The sequence below is a fragment of the Streptomyces sp. NPDC102467 genome (assembly GCF_044765445.1).
Taxonomy (GTDB): domain Bacteria; phylum Actinomycetota; class Actinomycetes; order Streptomycetales; family Streptomycetaceae; genus Streptomyces.
Genome location: NZ_JBIWKA010000018.1, coordinates 111,363 through 127,473 on the forward strand (window position 1 = coordinate 111,363; position 16,111 = coordinate 127,473).

General features: G+C 69.9%; 18 protein-coding genes. 11 read left to right on the forward strand and 7 right to left on the reverse strand.

The genetic code is table 11. From position 1 onward, the window contains the following. Positions 1 to 307 precede the first annotated feature (307 nt). Both ACIREE_RS33275 and ACIREE_RS33280 read left to right on the forward strand, forming a co-directional pair. Complete coding sequence (locus ACIREE_RS33275; protein ID WP_404160621.1) at positions 308 to 1,369, forward strand: SMI1/KNR4 family protein; 1,062 nt, start codon at positions 308 to 310, stop codon at positions 1,367 to 1,369. A 108-nt stretch (positions 1,370 to 1,477) separates the two neighbouring features. Continuing rightward, positions 1,478 to 1,849: an STAS domain-containing protein gene (locus ACIREE_RS33280; protein WP_404160623.1), complete on the forward strand. Its 372-nt coding sequence runs from the start codon at positions 1,478 to 1,480 to the stop codon at positions 1,847 to 1,849. An 11-nt stretch (positions 1,850 to 1,860) separates the two neighbouring features. On the opposite strand, the gene ACIREE_RS33285 is transcribed toward ACIREE_RS33280, so the two are convergent. Beyond that, entirely contained in the window at positions 1,861 to 2,748 is an 888-nt protein-coding gene (locus ACIREE_RS33285) for a LysR family transcriptional regulator (protein WP_404160626.1), read from the reverse strand. Between the two features lie 93 nt (positions 2,749 to 2,841). Between ACIREE_RS33285 and ACIREE_RS33290 the strand changes: the two genes are divergently transcribed. From ACIREE_RS33290 to ACIREE_RS33300, 3 genes are read left to right on the forward strand one after another with little or no spacing between them, the layout of a single operon-like run. Continuing rightward, on the forward strand, positions 2,842 to 4,053 hold the full coding sequence (locus ACIREE_RS33290; RefSeq protein WP_404160629.1) for a thiolase family protein: 1,212 nt from the start codon (positions 2,842 to 2,844) through the stop codon (positions 4,051 to 4,053). Beyond that, positions 4,050 to 4,721, forward strand: coding sequence for a 3-oxoacid CoA-transferase subunit A (locus ACIREE_RS33295; protein WP_404160632.1), 672 nt, complete (start codon positions 4,050 to 4,052; stop codon positions 4,719 to 4,721). The genes ACIREE_RS33290 and ACIREE_RS33295 overlap by 4 nt, the downstream gene beginning before the upstream one ends. Continuing rightward, the gene (locus ACIREE_RS33300; RefSeq protein ID WP_404160635.1) at positions 4,718 to 5,386 is read left to right on the forward strand and encodes a 3-oxoacid CoA-transferase subunit B; all 669 of its coding nucleotides are present in this window, start codon (positions 4,718 to 4,720) and stop codon (positions 5,384 to 5,386) included. Before ACIREE_RS33295 ends, ACIREE_RS33300 begins: the two co-directional genes overlap by 4 nt. 139 nt (positions 5,387 to 5,525) lie before the next feature. Here ACIREE_RS33300 and ACIREE_RS33305 read toward each other — a convergent pair whose 3' ends face one another. Together ACIREE_RS33305 and ACIREE_RS33310 are read right to left on the reverse strand one after the other, a co-directional pair. Further along, a complete protein-coding gene (locus ACIREE_RS33305; RefSeq protein WP_404160638.1) occupies positions 5,526 to 6,182 on the reverse strand; it encodes an NADPH-dependent F420 reductase in 657 nt (218 codons plus the stop codon). A 79-nt stretch (positions 6,183 to 6,261) separates the two neighbouring features. Next, the gene (locus tag ACIREE_RS33310; protein WP_404160640.1) at positions 6,262 to 7,116 is read right to left on the reverse strand and encodes an inositol monophosphatase family protein; all 855 of its coding nucleotides are present in this window, start codon (positions 7,114 to 7,116) and stop codon (positions 6,262 to 6,264) included. 150 nt (positions 7,117 to 7,266) lie between these two features. On the opposite strand from ACIREE_RS33310, the gene ACIREE_RS33315 reads away from it, so the two are divergent. The 3 genes from ACIREE_RS33315 to ACIREE_RS33325 all read left to right on the forward strand — a co-directional run bounded on the left by ACIREE_RS33315 (position 7,267) and on the right by ACIREE_RS33325 (position 9,163). Continuing rightward, a complete protein-coding gene (locus ACIREE_RS33315; protein ID WP_404160642.1) occupies positions 7,267 to 8,184 on the forward strand; it encodes a LysR family transcriptional regulator in 918 nt (305 codons plus the stop codon). Between the two features lie 116 nt (positions 8,185 to 8,300). Continuing rightward, entirely contained in the window at positions 8,301 to 8,738 is a 438-nt protein-coding gene (locus tag ACIREE_RS33320; RefSeq protein ID WP_404160645.1) for a phage holin family protein, read from the forward strand. Continuing rightward, on the forward strand, positions 8,735 to 9,163 hold the full coding sequence (locus tag ACIREE_RS33325) for a DUF3618 domain-containing protein (protein ID WP_404160648.1): 429 nt from the start codon (positions 8,735 to 8,737) through the stop codon (positions 9,161 to 9,163). Before ACIREE_RS33320 ends, ACIREE_RS33325 begins: the two co-directional genes overlap by 4 nt. A gap of 121 nt (positions 9,164 to 9,284) precedes the next feature. Here ACIREE_RS33325 and ACIREE_RS33330 read toward each other — a convergent pair whose 3' ends face one another. Together ACIREE_RS33330 and ACIREE_RS33335 are read right to left on the reverse strand one after the other, a co-directional pair. After that, positions 9,285 to 9,800: a putative immunity protein gene (locus tag ACIREE_RS33330; RefSeq protein ID WP_404160650.1), complete on the reverse strand. Its 516-nt coding sequence runs from the start codon at positions 9,798 to 9,800 to the stop codon at positions 9,285 to 9,287. Positions 9,801 to 10,116: 316 nt separating this feature from the next. After that, positions 10,117 to 10,275: a hypothetical protein gene (locus ACIREE_RS33335; protein ID WP_404160652.1), complete on the reverse strand. Its 159-nt coding sequence runs from the start codon at positions 10,273 to 10,275 to the stop codon at positions 10,117 to 10,119. Between the two features lie 879 nt (positions 10,276 to 11,154). On the opposite strand from ACIREE_RS33335, the gene ACIREE_RS33340 reads away from it, so the two are divergent. Both ACIREE_RS33340 and ACIREE_RS33345 read left to right on the forward strand, forming a co-directional pair. Beyond that, entirely contained in the window at positions 11,155 to 11,622 is a 468-nt protein-coding gene (locus ACIREE_RS33340; protein ID WP_404160655.1) for a lamin tail domain-containing protein, read from the forward strand. Between the two features lie 237 nt (positions 11,623 to 11,859). Beyond that, the gene (locus ACIREE_RS33345; protein WP_404160657.1) at positions 11,860 to 12,630 is read left to right on the forward strand and encodes a hypothetical protein; all 771 of its coding nucleotides are present in this window, start codon (positions 11,860 to 11,862) and stop codon (positions 12,628 to 12,630) included. 32 nt (positions 12,631 to 12,662) lie between these two features. Here ACIREE_RS33345 and ACIREE_RS33350 read toward each other — a convergent pair whose 3' ends face one another. Both ACIREE_RS33350 and ACIREE_RS33355 read right to left on the reverse strand, forming a co-directional pair. Then, positions 12,663 to 13,328 carry a DUF4232 domain-containing protein gene (locus ACIREE_RS33350; protein ID WP_404160660.1) on the reverse strand — a complete coding sequence of 222 codons (666 nt, stop codon included), beginning with the start codon at positions 13,326 to 13,328 and terminating at the stop codon, positions 12,663 to 12,665. 115 nt (positions 13,329 to 13,443) lie between these two features. Next, positions 13,444 to 14,550, reverse strand: coding sequence for a LacI family DNA-binding transcriptional regulator (locus ACIREE_RS33355; protein WP_404160663.1), 1,107 nt, complete (start codon positions 14,548 to 14,550; stop codon positions 13,444 to 13,446). A gap of 145 nt (positions 14,551 to 14,695) precedes the next feature. Between ACIREE_RS33355 and ACIREE_RS33360 the strand changes: the two genes are divergently transcribed. Beyond that, positions 14,696 to 16,069: an NCS2 family permease gene (locus ACIREE_RS33360; RefSeq protein ID WP_404160666.1), complete on the forward strand. Its 1,374-nt coding sequence runs from the start codon at positions 14,696 to 14,698 to the stop codon at positions 16,067 to 16,069. Positions 16,070 to 16,111 lie beyond the last annotated feature (42 nt).

The following is a 16,111-nucleotide window of genomic DNA, read 5'->3' on the forward strand; positions in this document are numbered from 1 at the left end:
CTCCTCACGGGTGTGACCGCGCGGGCCGAGGTCGCCGCGCAGAGGACAGCGGCCGTGGGCAATGAGCGAGGTCGTGCACTGCGGGACATACCCCCATCATCGCCCCTGGCGAAAACAGCCTACCGAGCGGACACCGGAATGCGTCAGGTGTCTGCGCCGACACGTCACCGCCTGTCGATGTCCGATTGTCGCCGGCGTGACGTGCCCCGCCTGATCACACTGACGGCATGACGACCCACCCACCGGCAGGCGACGAACTTCGGCTGTAGACCGACACAGCGTCCCACCCTCGGATACGGTGCCCGGCGTGAAGGACGACATACAGCGGGTTCAGGCGATCGAGGAACGGCAGGTGACCGACGCCTGGCAGCGCGTCGAGTCCTGGCTGCGCCGCTACGCTCCGGCGACCCGGGAGGCCCTTCGGCCCGGAGCCGGCGAGGAAGAGATCGAGGCCCTGCAGCAGACGCTCGGGGTGCGTATCCCCGCGGGTCTGAAGGCGTTGTGGCGCCAGTGCGCGGGGGTGTACCGCATGCCGGGCACCGAATTCCTGCTGGATCAAGGGGGTTTGATGCCCTTCGACGCGGTGGCCACCGTGTATCGGCTGAAGATGACACGACAGAAGCGGGAGCAGGAGAAGGAGCGGGACCACGACGACGAGTTCCTGTTCTGGCGGGCCGCGTGGATCCCGTTCTGCTCGCTCGATGTCGACCACATGTCCGGGCTGTGTCTGAATGCCGAGACCGGCAGGCTCCTGACGTGGAGCAGGTACTACGGGCATGACGTCGCCTACGAATCGCTGACCACGTACTTGGAGGAAATGGCCGACATACTGGAGGCGCCCGCGTTGGCCGTCGGACATGAGCCGGGTCTGTTGAACGGCACCTTGGTGTGGGGGCGGCCACGGGCCCCTGAAGATGCGGCACTGTGGCGGCCGTTCACCGGGGGAGCGGAGCAACCGCCCGCGCCTGACGTGGACTTCGAGGCTCTGGTGCGGCAGGTGAGGGACACCGGAGAGCGGGTGTGCCTGGATGCGGGCGGCGGGCAGGCCGCCGTCCTCTTCCCGGCGGCGGAGCTCGCCGAGCTGGACGAGCTGGCAGGAGGGCTCGGCCGGTTGCCGTCGGCGGACGACGACGGGACGCTCGTCCCCGCACCGGTGGAAGTCGGTGACTTCATCGGGCACACCCACATCGGGGGTGGGGGAAAGACCTTCACCAAGGACGGTGAGGCTGTGGCGATTCTGCTCACGACCGTTGAGGTCGAGCGCCTGGAAGAGCGTGCGGCGATTGCGCGGCAGAGCAGGATGAGCCCCGAACAGGCCGCGGCGTTCGAGGAGTTCCTGGCCCGGCAGCCCTCGGGGCCTGACGCTTGACCGCGCTTGACCGCGATGGCCCGGATCAGGGCGCGTCGGGCGCGGCGATGCACGGCTCCGCACCGCCGAAAGTGCGGGGCCGGCCCCGTCTGTGCCAGGGTGGCGCCCATGACGTCCGGCAGCGGAAAAGTACGGGTTGACCAGCAGGAACGGGTGGCAGTGATCACCCCACACGGCGATGTGGACCTGAACGACCTCACCGAGGTCGTCGACTCTTTCGCGCAGGTGCTCTCCGACGCGTCCACGGACGCGACGTTGATCGATCTCTCCCGGATGACGTTCGCCGACAGCGTCTTCCTCAACCAGATCCTGGTCACCTTCTCCGGGCATGCGCTGAAGCGCCGCCCGCTCCTCCTGTGCGGACCGCTCCAGCCGGACGTGTACCGCCTTCTGCACGTCACCGGCGCCGACACCGTCCTGCCGTTCGTGGCCACCCGGCTGGACGGCCTCCGGCAGCTGCGCGCCCCCGGCACCGTATAGCCGTACAGGGGTCACGCCGCGCCCGCGCACCGCTCGATCACCGAGGCGACCTGTTCCGCGGCGGGGGAGTTGCGGTGTGCCCGGCGGGCCAGCAGCAGATCGACGGACTCGGGGTCCTCCAGCGGCACGTAGGTCACCCCTTCGAGGCTGAGACTTCGTACCGACTGCGGTACCAGTGCTACGCCGTGACCAGCCGCCACGAAGACGACCAGGGTGGCCGTCTCCCCGACCTCGGTCAGCGAGACGGGCCGAAAGCCGGCCCGTTCGCACGCGGACAGCACGCGCTCGTACATGGAGGAGCGGGACTGGGACGGGTGGACGACGAACGCTTCGTCGGCCAGGGCCTTCAGCGGGATGTGTGACCGGCCGGCCAGCGGGTGATGCCCGGGAAGCACGGCGACCAGAGGCTCGGACCGCAGCGGCGTGACACGCAGGCCCGCGTCGGCGACCGCGCCCCGGACGACCGCGAGATCGTACGTACCGGAGAGCAGCCCCTCGACGAGTTCCGGGGTGAGGAGCTCGCCGCGCAGGTCCATGGTGATCCCGGGCAGCTCCGCCCGTACGGTGCGCGCGACCCGCGGCAGTACGTCGTAGGTGGCCGTGCCGATGAAGCCCACGCAGACCCGCCCCGCGTGACCGGTCGCCAACTCCCGCATGTGCACCCGCGCACGCTCCTCCTCGGCGACCAGGACACGCGCGTAGTCGGTGAGCCGATGGCCGGCCTCGGTCGGTTCGACGCGCCGCGTGGACCGGTGGAACAACGAGATGCCGAGCTCCCGCTCCAGCACCTTGATCTGCTGGGACAGGGCCGGCTGTGCCACATGCAGGCGGGCCGCCGCGCGGCCGAAGTGGCACTCCTCGACGAGGGCGAGGAAGTACCGGAGCTGACGGAGTTCCATGGTTCCATCGTAGGGGCTTTCATGCGACGGGCTTATCAATCGATGCCAACTAGGTCTTGGACGTGATGAACCGCCCGCTCCTACCGTGAGCAGGTGACCGACAGCTACCTGTACGCAGCAGCACGAACGCCCTTCGGACGGTTCTCCGGCGCCCTGGCGGACGTCCGGCCCGACGATCTCGCGGCCGTGGCCGTCACCGGGACGCTGGCCAAGACCCCCGGCCTCGATCCGGCGGAGATCGGCGACGTCGTCTGGGGGAACGCCAACGGGGCCGGTGAGGACAACCGGAACGTCGGCAGGATGGCCGTCCTCCTGGCGGGCCTGCCGACGTCGGTGCCCGCCACGACCGTGAACCGGCTCTGCGGATCCTCGCTGGACGCCGCCATCATCGGCTCCCGCGCCATCGAGACCGGCGACGCGGACATCGTGCTCACCGGCGGGGTCGAGTCGATGACCCGGGCGCCGTGGGTGCTCCCCAAACCCGCGAAGGCGTTCCCCGCCGGGGACATGACGGCCGTGTCGACCACCCTCGGATGGCGACTGGTCAACGCGCGCATGCCCAAGGAGTGGACCGTCTCCTTGGGTGAGGCGAACGAACAGCTCGCCGAACGCTTCGCCGTCACCCGCGAGCGCCAGGACGTTTTCGCCGCCCGCTCCCACCATCTCGCCGATGACGCCTGGACCACGGGGTTCTACGACGATCTGGTCGTCCCCGTAGCGGTGGATGCCCAGGGCGCCACACTCGACCGGGACGAGGGGATCCGCCCCGGTTCCACCGTCGAGAAGCTGGCCGGGCTCAAGCCCGTCTTCCGTTCCGACGGCGTCATCACGGCAGGCAACGCCTCGCCACTGAGTGACGGCGCCTCCGCCGTCCTGTTGGGCTCGGGCGCCGCCGCCGCGCGGATCGGCGCCGATCCCGTCGCCCGGATCGCCGGACGCGGCGTGTCGGCCCTGGATCCGCAGCTGTTCGGATACGCCCCGGTCGAGGCGGCGAACAGGGCGCTGAAGAGGGCGGGCATCACCTGGTCCGATGTGGCCGCCGTCGAGCTGAACGAAGCGTTCGCCGTGCAGTCCCTCGCCTGCGTCGAGGCCTGGGGCGTGGACCCGGACCTCGTCAACGCCAAGGGCGGCGCGATCGCACTGGGCCACCCGTTGGGCGCGTCCGGAGGACGACTCCTCGGCACCCTGGCCCACCGGCTCCGCGAGTCCGGCGAGAGGTGGGGCGTCGCGGCCATCTGTATCGGAGTGGGCCAGGCACTCGCCGTGGTCCTGGAGAACGTCACAGCCACAGGAGGCAAGCGGTGAGTACGCAGTTGTGTGCCGACGCGGACGAGGCCGTGGCCGGGATCGAGGACGGCTCCACGGTGCTGGTCGGCGGGTTCGGCATGGCCGGGATGCCGGTCGACCTGATCGACGCGCTCATCCGGCAGGGCGCCCGTGACCTCACTGTCGTCTCCAACAACGCCGGCAACGGCGACACCGGGCTTGCCGCGCTCCTGGCCAAGGGCCGGGTCCGCAAGGTGATCTGTTCCTTCCCGCGGCAGGCCGACTCGTGGGTGTTCGACGAGCTGTACCGCGCCGGCCGGATCGAACTCGAGGTCGTTCCGCAGGGCAACCTCGCGGAGCGCATGCGGGCGGCGGGGGCCGGTATCGGCGCCTTCTTCTGCCCCACCGGCGTGGGCACCCTGCTCGCCGAGGGCAAGGAGACCCGCGAGATCGATGGTCGCACCTACGTCCTCGAGTACCCGATCAAGGGCGACGTCGCGCTGATCGGCGCCCACCGCGCCGACCGCATGGGCAACCTCGTCTACCGCAGGACCGCACGCAACTTCGGCCCGGTCATGGCCACCGCGGCGACCACCGTGATCGTCCAGGCCCGCGAGATCGTCGAGACCGGCGAGATCGATCCGGAAACCGTCGTCACCCCGAGCATCTTTGTCGACCGAGTGGTGCAGGAGGTGGGTCGCGCATGAACCCGACAAGCGAATCGACCGTCGCGCAGGGCCCGTTGGGCAAGCACGACATCGCCGCCCTGATCGCGCGCGACATCCCTGAGGGTGCCTTCGTCAACCTGGGCATCGGCCAGCCGACCCTCGTCGCCGACCATCTGTCCGCCGACTCCGGGGTGGTTCTCCACACGGAGAACGGCATGCTCAACATGGGTCCTGCCGCGCAGGGCGACGAGGTCGACCCCGATCTGACCAACGCGGGCAAGGTGCCCGTGACGGAGCTGCCCGGAGCCTCGTACTTCCACCACGCAGACTCCTTCGCCATGATGCGTGGCGGGCATCTGGACATCTGCGTCCTCGGCGCGTTCCAGGTCTCGGCCGGCGGAGATCTCGCCAACTGGCACACCGGCGCGCCCGATGCGATCCCCGCTGTCGGCGGCGCCATGGACCTGGCGATCGGCGCGAAGAAGGTGTTCGTGATGATGACCCTGTTCACCAAGGACGGCACACCCAAGCTGGTGCCCGAGTGCGGCTACCCGCTCACCGGTCTCGGCTGCGTCGACCGTGTCTACACGGACCTCGCCGTCTTCGACATCACACCGCAAGGGGTCACGGTCACGCAGACCTTCGGCATCACACCGGCCGAGCTCACCGCTCGGCTGGAGGTGCCCCTGACCTTCGCCGAGTAGTCTCCGTGCAGCCTCAGGCCTTGGTCGGCGCCCCGGCCGGGCAACCGGAGTTCGTCGGGCGGAAGACGTTGTGTACGTCGATGACCTGGTGGCCACGGCGTCCTGAGAACGCCGTGTCCCAAGCTCGCCGGCGCGGGAATCAGCGTGCGAGGGAGACGGCGAACGGCTGGAATCCACTGCGGCGCAGCACGTGGGGGACGAGCAGGACGAGCGCTTCGGTGGCGCGGGCGGTGGTGATGTCGCCGAGGTCCTCGATCCATTCGGGGTGCCAGCCCAGGTCGGCGAGAAGGCCGGCGGTGACGGCCTTGGCGGGGGCGTCGTTGCCGGACAGGTAGGCGGTGGGCGGCGTGGACAGGGAGGAGGGGGCGGTCATGACCGGGAAGAGCATGGTGTTGAGCGTCTTGACGACCCGGGTGGCGGGCAGGGCCTCCTGAAGCTGCTCGGCGAGGCTGCTGCCGGGATAGCAGAGGTCCGCGGGAAGTCCGTCGGGGCTGTGGCGGGTGGCGTTGGAGACGTCGACGAGGATCTTGCCGGCCAACTCGTTCCGCAGGGCGGACAGTCGTGTCAGGGCGCTGTCGCCCGGGGTGGCGTTGACCACGATGTCGGTGGTGGCGGCCGTGGCGCGTTGATCGGCGAAGCGGATGGTCCGGGCCGCGCCGGACTCGGGGGCCGATGCCCGCTCGGGTGGCTGCCGGTGGCCGAGGGTGACTTCGTGGCCCGCGGCGGCGAGTGCGCGGGCGAGGCCGCTGCCGACGCGGCCGGAGCCGAGGACACCGATGGTGGTCGTGCTGGTCATGGTGGTGTGCTCCTTGTGGCGCAGGGGGTGTTCAAACAAGGGGGTGTTCGAGCAAGGGGGCGTTCGAGCGAGGGGGCGATCAGGCGAGGGGCGAGAGGACCGCGACGGCCGCGGCATGGATGCCCGGGGCGGCGGCCAGGAAGTCGCGGCCGGTCAGGTTCCAGGGGTTGCCGTCGAGGTCGGTGACGGCGCCTCCGGCCTCGGCGACCAGCAGGGCACCGGCCACCAGCCCCGAGCGCACGTCGGAGAACTGCCAGAAGGCATCCATGCGACCGGCGGCGACGTGGATCAGCTGCAGGGTGGCGGGCACGGAGACGCGGACGACGAGGCCGTGGATCAGCATCTGTGTGACGGACGAGCCGATCCGGCGGAACGTCTCCTCGTCCTCCCCGGGCCTGGCCTGGCCCGTTCCGGTCAGTGCGGCGCCCAGCTCGGTCTTGGCCGATACGTGCAGCGGAGCGCCGTTCACGTGGGCGCCGTGTCCGGCCACCGCGGTGTAGGTGTCGCCGGTCAGCGGAAGGTGGACGACTGTGAGGACCGGCTCGTTGTCGCGTACGAGGGTGGCGGTCACGGCCCAGTCCGGCATCCCCTGGACGTGGTTGATGTTGCCCTCGGCCGGGTCGACGATCCACCACTCGCCCGACGGCAGTGCGCCACCGGCGAGTTCGTCCTCGGCCCAGTTCGCTCCGGGCCGGGCGGACAGCAGCGGCGCCTTCAGAACGTCGAGCACCGCGTCGTCGTTGGCGTGGATCTCCGTGACGATCTCCTCGGTGCTGGTACCGCGGGCCTGTGCGGTGTAGCGCTCGCGCAGCAGGTCACCGGCTGCACGGACGGCGACAGTGACCTGGTCGAGCAAGGTGTTTCCGGTGTCGATCGGCAGGCTGGTGTCAGTCGGCAGGCTGGTGTCCGTGGTCAGGCTGGTGTCAGAGGACATGAGCTGCTCCCAGGGGATACGGCTGGACACGGTGGTTCCAGCGAAATGCGAAATGGAGGTCGGCGTGGCGTGCTCCGCCGCTGTTCCTTGACGCTAGGCACCCAGTGGATTAACAGCAAGTGCATGTTTGTTACCTCTAGCATTACCCTCATGCAATTGGATCTGAATCTGCTCACCGCGCTGGACGCGCTCTTGGAAGAAGGCAGCGTGGCCGGCGCCGCCGCCCGGCTGCACGTCACGTCCCCGGCGATGAGCCGGACCCTGGGGCGGATCCGCCAGACGACCGGCGACGAGATTCTGGTCCGCACCGGCCGGACGATGGTGCCCACCCCGTACGCCCTTGAGGTCCGCGCGCAGGTGCACGACCTCGTTCATCAGGCCCACCAACTCCTCGCCAGAGAACGGGAAGTGGACCTGCCCAACCTGAACCGGACCTTCACCGTCCGCTGGCACGACGCGCTGGCCTCGGCCTGCGGGCCCGCCCTGCTCGCCGCGGTCCACCGCCAGGCCCCGGGTGCCCGGCTGCGCCTGGTCGCCGAATCGCACTCCGACACTCCTGAACTGCGGCGCGGCGAGGTCGACCTCGAGTCGAGTTCCGCCGAGCCTTCGGTGCCCGACAGCCGCCATCAACTCATCGGCGAGGACCGCCTCGTCGTGGCGGTCCGCCCCGGTCACCCGCTGACCGAAGGGCCCCTCACACCCGAGCGCTACGCCGCGGCCGGACACATCACCGTCTCCCGGCGCGGGCGTCTGCGCGACCCCGTCGACGACGCCCTCGCCGCCCTCGGCCTCGAACGCCAGGTCATCGCCGTGGCACCGAGCGCGGCGACGGCCCTCCCGCTCGTCCTCGACACCGACCTCGTCGTCACCGTCCCCCAAGCCGTCACTGACTCGGCTCGGCGCGGTCTCGGTCTACGCACACTGCCGCTGCCCGTCACGATGCCGCCGATCCCCTTGCACCTGGTCTGGCACCAGCGTCACGACAACGATCCCGCTCACGCCTGGCTGCGCGCGCAAGCCCGCGCAGCATTGGAATCCGTGTTCGACAGTGGTCACCGTTCTGGATAGGCGCTTCGGTGTCGAGCGGGAGCCCGGCCGGCACCCCTTCAAAACGAGGACCCCGCGTGGGTGTCGTTTTCGCGGATTCGGGGGTACTTGGTCGCCACAGGAAGGAGGCCCCCAGGATGGATGAGACAGCCAGGCAGACAAGCGGCAACACGACCGTTCTCCCCGGCGCGTCCGAGGAACCGGTCGGCGATCTGGTCCAGCGTGCCTCGCAGCAGCTGACAGAGCTGGTACGCGGTGAGATGCGGCTGGCCCAGGCGGAGATGAAGGAGAAGGGCAAGCGCTACGGCAAGGGTGGCGGGCTCTTCGGCGGGGCCGGCCTGGTCGGTTTTCTGATGCTGCAGGCGCTGGTCGCCACGGCGATCGCCGCGTTGGCGGTGCCGCTGCCGGTATGGGCCGCGGCACTGATCGTGACAGGCGTACTCGGCCTCGTCGCCGCAGTGCTGGCGCTGACCGGGAAGAAGGAGGTCAGCCAGGCCGCGCCGCCGACCCCTGAACAGACCATCGACAGCGTGAAGGCCGATGTGGCCGAGATCAAGGAGAGTGCCAAGCGATGACGCAGCCGCCCCACGACGAGCCCACGGCCGCCAGCACCGAGGAGCTGCGCGAGCAGGTCGAGCAGACCCGACACGAGCTGGGCGACACGGTCCAGGCGCTGGCCGACAAGACGGACGTCAAAGCCCGGACGCAGCAGAAGGCCGCCGACCTCAAGGAGCAGACGGCGGCGAAGGCATCGGAACTGACGGCGCAGGCCAAGGTGAAAGCCTCCGAGACGGTCCAGGCGCTGCAGGATCACTTGCCCGACGAGGCCAAGGACAAGGCGGTCGTCGCCGCAGAGCAGGTGAAGGCCAAGGCATCGCAGGCACAGCGGGTGTGGCAGGAGAAGGCGCCCGAGTCGGTGCGCGACAACCGCACCGTCCTGATCGCCGCGGGCGCCGCCCTGGTGGTCGCCTACGCTCTGATGCGCCGCAAGAAGAAGTAGCAGCCGCACGGTCGGTTCCGCTCTCGGGCCTCGCCCCGCGATGCCGAGGCAACGCGTCGAGGCCCGACGGCCGACCGGCTTGCGCCCGGTCGCCGTAGCCCTGGCGGTGGGCTCCCTTGCCTCAACAGTCGAACGCCGACCAGCAGATGTCGTTGCGCAGCCGCTGGTCATCGAGGACGAGCTCGCGGATCGGGTCCGGGAGTCGATCGCGCTGCCATCGGCACTCGAGCCGTCCCGCGGTCTCGCCTTCACCGTCCGGTGCCGCTGCCCGTGCGGCTTTGATCGCGTACGCGGCCGCGCCGAGTTCGTGTGCGGCGACGTGGGCGACGGCCCCGGCCTGGCCGGCGGCGTACGCGGCATGCCGTGCGGCCCCGTGCAGGTCCCTGGCCGCCCCCATCGCATGGCCACCCGCCGCGCGTGCCTGCATCATCTTGACCTCGCCGCGCACCCAGGCCCGGGCCTGCTCGATCGCCCGGCGCGGTCGCGGGTCCCGGGGCTGGACCGACTCGAAGAGGTCCAGGACGTGCTCCGCACATGTGGCAGCCCAAAGTGCGAGAAGACGGTGGTCCGTGTCGGTGAGAGTCCCGCCGCGGCGGATCGTCACGAAGCGTGGGTCCCGCACCTTCGGGAGGATCATGACGCTCTCTCCTACGGGCATCGGCGGCACCCGCTGCGCCATGGCCGGGTGACCGGTCGGCCGCCTTGCGCAGAGGAGGACCCAGAGTACTCATCCGTGGGGCGACACGATGCTGCGGCCCGCTCGCACCCCGTCCTGGGTGGTGCCGGTGCGCTGTTCGACAGCGATCGGTCGGCCGGTGCCGCGCCCCCGAGAACGCCGAAGCCGCCCGCCGCTCGACGATTCCTCGGCCGAGCCTGCGGACGGCGCCCTCGGGCGCTGCGCCACCCGTCTACCGATGGCGCAGCACCAGAGGATTCAGTGCCTGTCGGACCGGTCAGTCCAGGTCCATGTCGCCGAAGTTGACCACGGTGGCGGTGTGGTCGATGACGTCGATGCCGTCGTTACCGAATCCGTCGGCGGCGGCGATCCCCGAGCCGCCGAGGACGGCGATGGCGGCCAGAACCGTGGCGGTGACAGCTGTACGCAAGCGCATGAGGCAGTCCTTTGCTTCGTGTGTGGAAAGATCGAATGAAGATCTATCCGGCCCGTTCGAGCCGTACACGGGCTCCGGGCCAAGCTCACTCGACTGCGTGCGGGCCATCGCCCGATACGCGGAGTGCTCTTGGGCCGTACGAGAGACTGCCGACGGCGCCGAGCCTTTGCACCCCACTACGTTCGACTCCGCCGGCGCAGGCAAGCCTGGGGGCCCGGGCGTGGGGAGGCGGGAGCGGCGTCCGGCGCAACAAAGCGAGCGGCAGGCATCGGCCACGCCGTGGTGTGGACCGGCAGCCGGCCACAACTCTGCCCCTGCGTAAGGGACTTGACTGAAGGAACGCAGGCCGCCGAGCGCTTCGGTCGGCTTGCCGAGACGTGGGGAGCGGCGCCTATGACGGCAGTGCCGACGACGTCGTACGGGGCGCGTGGGGTTTCTGTGAACCGGGACATTCCCGCAGGTCCGCACGGCGGTAGGTCGAAATGGGCGAGGCGAGGTGAGGCGAATCGAATGGAGGGACAGCCTTTGGGTACGTGTGCGAATTTTGGGGGCGGGCGGCCGTTATCGGGCTTGCGGTACGCGTAAGAGGCGCGCGCTGCGCCTCGGCCGGGCCACGGCAACCGCTTGTTGTTGAGTGTTCAAAGGATCGTTGCCGTACGCACCAATCCGTGGGAACCCTCCTATCGCGGTCGGTGCCGGATACAGGTGAGGGTTGCGGAAATATCCGCATCTAGTAACACCATCCGATGAGCCCGCGATCGGCCCCCGCTCGGGTCCGCGGCGGTCCAGAGTGTGGGTCTCCCGGCAGCACGCCGGGGAACCCGCACCGCCCAGCGTCCCGTGCATCGGGGTTCTGGACATGTTCTTGAGGGGGCACTCATGTCCACTGCACGCAGCAAGCGCCGTATCGCCGCGGCGATCCTGGCATCCGGGGTCATCATCGGATCGGCCGCCGTGCCGGCCGTCGCCGACGGGCACAGGGCACCGCACCGGTCATCCGTCGTCATCGGCGAGGTCCAGTACAAGGGGCGGGGCCACGACGACCACTCCAACCGGAGCCTCAACGCCGAGTGGGTGGAAGTGAAGAACAAGTCCCGGCACGGGGTGAACCTGCGCGGCTACACGCTGACCGACCGGGAGGGCAACCGCTACCGCTTCGAGCGCCTGCGCCTGGACGGCCGCTCCAGCGTCAAGGTCCACACGGGCCGCGGACACGACTCCCGCGGCGACGTCTTCCAGGACCGCCGCGACTACTTCTGGGACAACAACCACGACACCGCCACACTCCGCGATGCCCGTGGTCGCGTCCTGGACCGCGAATCCTGGGGCGGCCGTCATCACCGCTGACCCCAACGCGTAACCCCGCAATCCGTGCAGCCCCGCCCGTCACCGGTGCGGGGCTGCACTCTGTGCATACGGCTCGACGGCATGCCCGGCTGGTGGAACGTGGCCTATGGGACGCCACCTATCTGACGTCGCCTACTGGTCCGGACCGGGGGGCGGTCGCTACCGTCGTCCTCCGGCCTCTCGACGAGGCGAACTGCGGTCGGACCGGGCGAACGCCTGCGAGGGGGGGGTGGGGTCTTGCCGGCTTTCGTCGGGACGCTGTGGGTCGTGGGCGTGGTGCTCCTCGTCGGTGCGGTGATAGGACAGGCCGTCACCCTGGGCGGCACGGAGCTGCCCGCCCTCACCTCGGTAAGACTGCGGTGGACCATCGCCGGGATCGGGGTGTTCGCCCTCCTGCTGGGATCGCTGCTGTTCGCGCAGAACCTGTCGGCCACGTCGGGCGCGGGAGGCGGCCACGTTGCGGAACCGCCCCCGAGTACCGCGACCGGCTCGCAGCGGCCGTCGTCACCCGTAACCGGACGGACGTCCCCGTCTGCCTCGCCCACGCCCGACCCGCCCCGTGATCCTGCGGCCTCGCAGGACGAGCGGACAGAGGATCCGCCCGTCATCCCTTCACCGTCGGCGTCGAAAGCCGCGCCCGCGAGGCCCGCGGTGAAAGCGCGGTGGAAAGGCACCCTGCTCATCTACAGCAACGGCGCGCCCACGGGATGGTGGCTCGACCAAGTGCCGCCCGCGCAGGCGGTGATCGGGGATCTCGGGCTCGAATGCGACTGCCACGCCGGCGAGGTGGTCGCCAACGCCATCGCGGAATGGGACGGGCCGCAGGCGCCGACCTACCAGCAATGCTCGTCCGTGAGCGGGCAGTTGGCGCGCCGCGCGCTGGCCGTGACGGAGGGGACCAAGGCGTGTCTGCGCACCCAGAACGGCCGTCTCGGCTCCATCACGGTGACCAGCGTGGCGGGTCCGTATGAAATGAACGTGGAAGCAACGGTGTGGGACAGAGGCTGACACGCCGTGCCGAACTCTCCGCAGACAGGCTCCTACTTGCCGGAGCCGGTGTGGTAGCCGACGGGGTCGACGAAGACGTCGGGGGAGTTGCCGCTGTCGGGGGAGACGGTGATGCTTACGCCGTTGAGGTTCACGACCTCGGAGACGGTCTCGTTCGGCGGGGTGACGGAGAGGCGGGTGTAGGTCTTGCCGTGGCCGCTGGTGTCGGGGATGTAGTGGAGCAGGAACTGGGTCTCTTCGCCGGACGCGATGGTGGTGGTGGAGCCCTTGGTGTCGGTGCGGGCGGCGTCGGGGCCGGTGTCGCCGAGGCCGTCGGGGCCGATCAGCTGGACGCCGGCGAAGCCGTGCATGCTGCAGGTGTTGGCGCCGTTGTTCTTCATGTTGACGACGATCTCGTTCTTGATGCCCGAGGAGGCGGCGGTGAAGGCGAGGTTGTCGGTCTTGCACAGCGAGTTCGACGTGGTGGTGTCGGACTGCGTCTGATTCTGGGTCTCGGAGCTGAGCTTGCTGCCCGAGCCCGAGCCCGAGGTCGACGGCTTGCCGTCGGTGGTGGCGGAGTTGGAGGCGGAGCTGTTCGAGCTGGTGGACGCGCTGGTGTCGGCCGCGGCGCTCGTTCCGTCGCTGCTGCCGCACGCGGTCAGCGAGAGGCCGGCCGCGGCGGCGACGAGGGCGAGTGCGGAGATCTTCTTGACGCGCATCGGTACTCCTGGGGGGAAGTGGGGGGAGTGCTGTCCTCCCGCTCTTTCGGGCTGAGCGGGCGTTGTTGATTCATAGGACACCCATATCCGGGGAGTCGTTGCGACCGGAAGTGGATCAAGACGTCCCTGTGACATACGAGTCGACGGGCCGTGACAGAAGATCGCCGGAAGCGGGAGCAGCCGGGCGCGCCGTAGACGCGCGCAGAACCGGATGGGCGGGCAGCCGCGAGGTGACGGTGCGGCGTTGACCGGCGAGTAGCTCGTGCAGGCGGGTGACCGCAAGCGCGCCCGCCTCCTGGAGCGGGACGTCGAGCGCCGTGACCGGCGGGGTCGTCGCGCCGAGGGTGCTGAGGTCGTCGGCCGCGGCCAGACTCACGTCCTCGGGCACCCGGCACCCCGCCACGGTGAGCCCGTGCAGCAGACCGAGTGCCAGGTAGCTGTTGTACGCCAGGACGGCCGTGGCGCCGCGCGGCAGCGACCGGGAAGCCTCGATCCCGGCGTCGAATGTGGGCGGCAGGGGACCGAGCACGTGGATGCGGGCGCCCGTTTCGACCGCCTGTGCGGTCAGGGCCGTACGCCGCTGCTCGTCGGCCCAGGAGCCTGCCGGACCCGATACGTACGCGATGTCGCGGTGCCCTTGGGACAGCAGATGGCCCAGGAGTTCGGCCAGTCCCGCGGCGGTGTCGGCCACCACGGCGGGCAGCCGCCCGACCTGCCGGTCGACGAGTACGAGCGGGCAGCGGCGGAAACGCTCCCGGAGCGCCGAGTCCGTGCCGACGGGGGTCACCATGATCAGACCGTCGGCCTGCTCGGAGAGGCGGTCGGCGAGCGCCGCCTCACGCTGCGGGTCGTACTCCGATACCGCGATGAGCAGGTGGCTGTGTGTCTCCTCGGCCGCCTGCTGGGCGCCCATCACCAGGGGGGCGAAGAACGGGTTGGAGAGAGTCGGCACGATCAGCCCGACCAGGCCCGTGCGGCCGGTGGTCAGCGCGCGAGCGGCCGCGTTGGGCTGGAAGCCGAGCCGCTCGGCCGCCTCCCGCACTCGCAGACGTGTGGGTTCGGCGACCAGTTCGGGGCGCTGCAACGCCCGGGAGGCCGTGGCCTTGGACACTCCCGCCGCCCGCGCCACATCCATGAGCGTCGCCATCGTCTCCCCCTCATCGGTGTGCCGCTCCATGAGCTGCTCGGGCCCGCTGTTCACTTTCTCTTTACGACATGCCATGATACCTGCAACCGGTCTCTGCAACCGGTTTCAGTACTCGGTTGCAGAGACCGTACCCACGCCGGGTGCCCCGCACGCCCACCGCCTCCGCGCCGATACCGCCGCAGGCGGCCCTGCCCGCCCTCACCCCCGCCGAGGTCCTTGTATGTCCTCCACCGCTCCGCCGGCCGACGAGCAGACCGACGCCGCGACCGAGCCGCCCGCACCGCCCGCCTCGCTCGTCGAGCGGCTCTTCCGGGTCCGCGGCCGTGGCAGCAGCCACCGCACCGAACTTGTGGCGGGCGCGTCGATGTTCATGGCCGCCGCCTACGCGGTCGTCGTCGTGCCCGGACAACTGGCGGGCGCCGGTGTGCCGCACGGGGCCGCCACCACCGCCGTCATCATCGCGATCGCCCTCGCCACCCTGGCGATGGGCCTGGTGGCCAACCTGCCCTTCGTCGTCGCCCCCGGCCTGGGCGGAGTGGCGCTCGTCGCGTTCACCATCGTCGGCCAGGACCACGTCCCCTGGGACACGGCGCTCGGCATGGTGTTCTGGTCCGGTGTCGCCTTCCTGGTCCTGACCCTGCTCGGGATCCGCGACCTCGTCACCCGGCTGATGCCGATGAACCTCAAGTACGCCATCAGCGGCGGCCTGGGCCTCTACATCGCCCTCATCGGATTCCGGGACGCGGACCTCGTCGTGGGCAACGCGGACAAGGCGGCCCTCGCTGTCGGCGACCTGTCGAAGGCGCCCGCGCTGCTCGCGCTCGGCGGTCTGCTGCTGCTCACCGCGCTTGCCGCGCGGAAGGTGCCGGGCGCGTTCCTCATCACCATCGCGGCGGTGACGATCGTCGGCGTACCGCTGGGTGTGACGGAGGTGCCGCACAGCCTGTTCACCGCCCCGGACTCGCCCGGACCGCTGCTGTTCCACATCGACGTCCTCGGTGCCCTCAAGCCCGAGTACTTCCCGTACATCTTCGCGTTCTTCGTGTCCGAGTTCTTCTCCATGACCGGCACCCTGCTGGCCGTCTCCGGGCGTGCCGGACTCCTCGACAAGGACGGCAACATTCCGGGCGCCCGCCGCCCCTTCCTCGTCGACTCGGTGTCCGTGATGGGCGGGGCGGCCGTGGGCGCGCCCTCGATGACGGCCTATCTGGAGTCGTCGGCCGGAGCCGACGCCGGCGGAAAGACCGGTCTGGCCTCGGTGTGGGCCGCGTGCGGCTTCGGGCTGCTGCTGCTCGTCACGCCCTTCGCGACGCTGATCCCCTCGGCGGCCACTGCGCCCGTGCTGATGTACATCGGCCTGAACATGCTGGGCGCGCTGAAGAACGTCGACTTCAAGGACCCGACGAACGCGATCCCGGCGGCCCTGACCGTCGCGACGACGCTGTTCTTCGGCAACTTCGGCACCGGCATCGCGACGGGTCTCGCGGCGCACGTGCTGGTCAAGACCGTCAGCGGTCGTATCCGCGAAGTGGCCTGGCCGTTGTGGATCGTCATGATCCCGCTGGGCTACTACTTCTACACCCTCGTTCCGTGACCCCCGTTCGTCCTGTGACGAGCCCTTCCGTCCTTTCGAAGG